At 73.9% G+C, this 4,060-nt stretch carries 4 protein-coding genes; 3 read left to right on the top strand and 1 reads right to left on the bottom strand.

The genetic code is table 11. The features are described 5' to 3' along the window. Positions 1 to 60 precede the first annotated feature (60 nt). Positions 61 to 1,269: a DUF349 domain-containing protein gene (locus tag JNW91_RS30175; RefSeq protein WP_203178891.1), complete on the bottom strand. Its 1,209-nt coding sequence runs from the start codon at positions 1,267 to 1,269 to the stop codon at positions 61 to 63. A gap of 150 nt (positions 1,270 to 1,419) precedes the next feature. Here JNW91_RS30175 and JNW91_RS30170 point away from each other — a divergent pair, with 150 nt between their 5' ends. Genes JNW91_RS30170 through dapF form a run of 3 tightly spaced genes read left to right on the top strand, consistent with a single transcriptional unit; the run spans position 1,420 to position 3,954 of the window. Continuing rightward, a complete protein-coding gene (locus JNW91_RS30170) occupies positions 1,420 to 2,187 on the top strand; it encodes a class III extradiol dioxygenase subunit B-like domain-containing protein (protein WP_203178890.1) in 768 nt (255 codons plus the stop codon). Then, positions 2,184 to 3,110, top strand: a complete 927-nt coding sequence (gene miaA / locus JNW91_RS30165) for a tRNA (adenosine(37)-N6)-dimethylallyltransferase MiaA (protein WP_203178889.1) — start codon at positions 2,184 to 2,186, stop codon at positions 3,108 to 3,110. Before JNW91_RS30170 ends, miaA begins: the two co-directional genes overlap by 4 nt. Positions 3,111 to 3,117: 7 nt before the next feature. Further along, on the top strand, positions 3,118 to 3,954 hold the full coding sequence (gene dapF, locus JNW91_RS30160) for a diaminopimelate epimerase (protein WP_203178888.1): 837 nt from the start codon (positions 3,118 to 3,120) through the stop codon (positions 3,952 to 3,954). Positions 3,955 to 4,060: the final 106 nt, after the last annotated feature.

The raw sequence follows: 4,060 nt of genomic DNA, 5'->3' as shown, positions 1-4,060 counted from the left end.
GCTGGACAGGCGGGAGCCCCCGGTCCCGGGTGGGACCGGGGGCTTCCGGAAGACGTCAGCTCAGCCGGCCTGCTCGGCGAGCTGGAGGAACTGCCGCTTGGCGGCGAGCGCCTGCTCGGCCTCCTTGATCCGGCGGGCGTCGCCGGCGCTCTGCGCCCGGGCCAGCCGGTCCTCGGCCTCCGCCACCTGCGTCCGCATCTGGGCGAGCAGCGGGTTGTCCTCCTTGGTGGTGCGGCGCCACGCCGAGTCCATCACCTCGCGGACCTTGTCGTCGATGGCGCGCAGCCGGCGCTCCAGCCCGGCGGCGGCCTCCCGGGGCACCCGGCCGGCCTCGTGCCACTGGGCCTGGATCTCCCGCAGCTTGGCCTGGGCGCCCTTCGGGTCGGCGTCGATGTCCAACGCCTCCGCCTCGGCCAGCAGGGCCTGCTTGCGCTCCAGGTTGCCGCGCTGCTCGTTGTCCCGGGCGGAGAAGACCTCACTGCGCCGGCTGAAGAAGGCGTCCTGCGCGCCGCGGAATCGTTCCCAGAGCTTCTGCTCGGCCTCCTTGGAGGCGCGCGGCGCGGCCTTCCACTGCGTCATCAGCTCCTTGAGCTGGTTGGCGGTGGCTGCCCACTCGGTGGAGTCCTTGAGTTTCTCCGCCTCGGCGACCAGCTCCTCCTTGACCGTCTGCGCCTGCTTGCGCTGCGCGTCGAGGGAGGCGAAGTGGGCGCCCCGGCGCCGGGTGAAGCCGTCGCGGGCGGCGGCGAACCGCTTCCACAGTTCACCGTCGGCCTTCTTGTCGACCCCGCGGATGGTCTTCCACTCGTCGAGGATCTCCTTGAGCCGGTCCCCTGCGGTCTTCCAGCCGGTGGACTCGGCGGCGAGCTTCTCGGCCTCCTCGACCAGCGCGGTCTTGCGCGCCAGGGCCTCGACTCGCGCGGCGTCGCGGGCGGCCCGGGCCTCGCCGGCCTTCTCCTCCGCGAGGGTGGCCAGCTTGTCCAGCCGTGCGGCCAGCGCGTCGATGTCACCCACCACGTGGGCCTCGGGCAGCGTGGCACGGATCCGCCGGATCGTGCTCAGCGAGTGTCCGGCGTCCGCCGCACCCGAGTTGAGCCGCGCTTCGGTGAGGTCCACCTCGGTCACCAGGTCGGCGAAGCGGCGTGCGAAGTGCGCCAGGCCCTCCTCCGGTGCTCCCGCCTGCCAGGATCCGACCACCCGCTCGCCCTCGGCGGTCTTGACGTACACGGTGCCGTCCGCGTCCACCCGTCCGAAGGCAGTCCAGTCGCTCATGTGCCCATCCTCGTTCTCCCGGCGTCGAGGGAACCGTCCCCCGTCGCCGCCACGGCGCAGCCAAGTTGCTTCCGGCATTGTCACAGGTCCAACCCGGTCCCCGTCGAGCGCCTATCGCCGACCGTGACCATACGGTGTCCTAGCGACCTAATGACCGGATCGGCGCGGAGACGCACCGGGGATTCCCGATACGGTGGGCGGGTGCCACTGGTCGCCGCCGCCGTCTGCCCGCATCCGCCCCTGCTCGTGCCCGAGGTGGCCGGCGCCGCCGCGCCCGAGTTGGACGACCTGCGAGCGGCCTGCGACACCGCCGTGGGTCGATTGTTCGCCGCCGACCCGGACGCCGTGGTCCTGCTGGGCGCCGGCCCGACGACCGGCCCGATCCAGTCCCCGGCCACCGGCTCCCTCCAGCCGTGGGGTGTCGACCTGGACGTGCCCCTGCTGCCCGGTCAGCCCGACCGTGGCGCCGTGCTGCCGTTGAGCCTGACCGTCGGCGCCTGGCTGCTGGCCCGGCAGGGCGTGCGCGCGCCGGTGTCCGCCGTGCAGGTGGCCGCCGATGCCGGGCCGGCCGAGGTGGCGGCGCTCGCCGAGTCGGTCAACGCGTCGGGCGTCCGGGTGGCGTTGCTGGTGCTCGGCGACGGGTCGGCGTGCCGGGGGCAGAAGTCCCCGGGCTACGACGACCCGCGCGCCCAGGCGTACGACCAGCGGGTCGCCGCGGCGTTGGCCGGGGCGGACCTGGACGTCCTGCTCGACCTCGACCCGGTGGTGTCCGCGGAGCTGAAGGTCGCCGGCCGGCTGTCCTGGCAGGTGCTCGCCGGCGCGGCCCGGTCGAGCGGCGGGCGGTGGCGCGGCGAGCTGCTGTACGACGCGGCCCCCTACGGCGTCGCGTACTTCGTGGCGTCCTGGGAGCGGATGTGACGGGCGCCGGGCCGGTCGGCACGGTCGTCGCGGTCGTCGGCCCGACGGCGGCGGGCAAGTCGGCGCTGAGCATCGCCCTGGCGCACGCCCTGGACGGTGAGGTGGTCAACGCCGACTCGATGCAGCTCTACCGGGGTTTGGACATCGGCACCGCCAAGCTGACCCCGGCCGAGCGGGACGGGGTGCCGCACCACCTGCTGGACATCTGGGATGTCACCGAGCCGGTCAGCGTCGCCGAGTACCAGCGGCTGGCCCGGGCGGCGGTGGACGACATCCTGTCCCGGGGACGGGTGCCGCTGCTGGTGGGCGGCTCCGGGCTGTACGTGCGGGCGGTGCTGGAGCGCTTCGAGTTCCCGGGCACCGATCCGGCGCTGCGCGAGCGGCTGGAACGGGAGCTGGCCGAGGTGGGTCCGGCGCCGCTGTACGCGCGGCTGCGTGCCGCCGATCCGGCCGCCGCCGAGGGCATCCTGCCCGGTAACGGCCGCCGGATCGTCCGGGCTCTGGAGGTGATCGAGCTGACCGGCGCGCCGTTCACCGCCTCGCTGCCGCAGCCGACGCCGTACTACCCGTCCGTGCAGCTCGGCGTCGATCTGGAGACCGGTCTGTTGGACGAGCGGATCGCGTCGCGGGTGGACCGGATGTGGGCCGACGGCCTGGTGGCGGAGACCCGCGAGCTGGTGGGGCGAGGGCTGGCCGAGGGGCGGACGGCGAGCCGGGCGCTCGGCTACCAGCAGGTGTTGCGGCTGCTCGCCGGTGAGCTGACCGAGTCGCAGGCGCACGACGAGACGGTCCGGGCCACCCGGCGGTTCGTCCGTCGGCAGCGGTCCTGGTTCCGGCGCGACCCTCGGATCCGCTGGCTGGACGCCGCCGAGCCGGACCTGATCGAGGCCGCCCTGCGCCTGGTGCCCGCCGCTGCGCGATGATGGGGGTGTGGAGTTCACCAAGGGCCACGGCACCGGCAACGACTTCGTTCTCCTTCCCGACCCGGACGGTCAGCTCGAACTGACCCCGGAGCTGGTCGCGGCGCTCTGTGACCGGCGGCGGGGCATCGGCGCGGACGGGGTGCTGCGGGTGGTCCGCGCGGCCAAGCATCCGGACGGCGCCGGGCTGGCCGGTGAGGCCGAGTGGTTCATGGACTACTGGAACGCCGACGGCTCGTTCGCCGAGATGTGCGGCAACGGCGCCCGGGTCTTCGTCCGGTACCTGCTCGACGCCGGGCTGGCGACGCCCTCCGGCGCGGTGCTGCCGGTGGCCACCCGGGCGGGCGTCGTGCGCGCCCTGGTCGAGGGCGGCACCGTTTCCGTCGAGATGCGCCGCCCCCGGCTGTACGACGGATCCACCGCCACCCTCGGCGGGCTGACCCTGCCCGGCACCGCCGTGGACGTCGGCAACCCGCACCTGGTGTGTGTCGTGCCGGCGGGCGTCGAGCTGGCCGCGTTGGATCTCACCGCCGCGCCCGGGTTCGACCCGGAGGTCTTCCCGGCCGGTGTGAACGTGGAGTTCATCGTGGCCGGCGACCCGGTGGACGGCGCCGACGGGCACACCCTCATGCGGGTGTACGAGCGCGGCAGCGCGGAGACCCTGTCCTGCGGCACCGGTGCCTGCGCGGTGGGCGCGGTGGCGCTGCGCGACGCCGGCCGGGACACCGGGGTGGTCGCCGTGGACGTTCCCGGCGGCCGCCTCACGGTGACGGTCACCGAGAACTCCTGCTGGCTCTCCGGCCCAGCCGTCCTGGTCGCCACCGGCGAGGTAACCCTCCCCACCTGACCAACCCCGCACTCAAACCGCGAGTGCACCGCGTCGATCATAAGTTATTGCCAGCCAGCTCGGCGTGTCGTAGCAATAACTTCATGATCGACGGAGGGGGCGGAGG

Origin of the sequence: Micromonospora parastrephiae (assembly GCF_016802865.1) — a bacterium.
Taxonomy (GTDB): domain Bacteria; phylum Actinomycetota; class Actinomycetes; order Mycobacteriales; family Micromonosporaceae; genus Micromonospora; species Micromonospora parastrephiae.
This window is presented reverse-complemented; position numbering and strand designations above follow the sequence as displayed.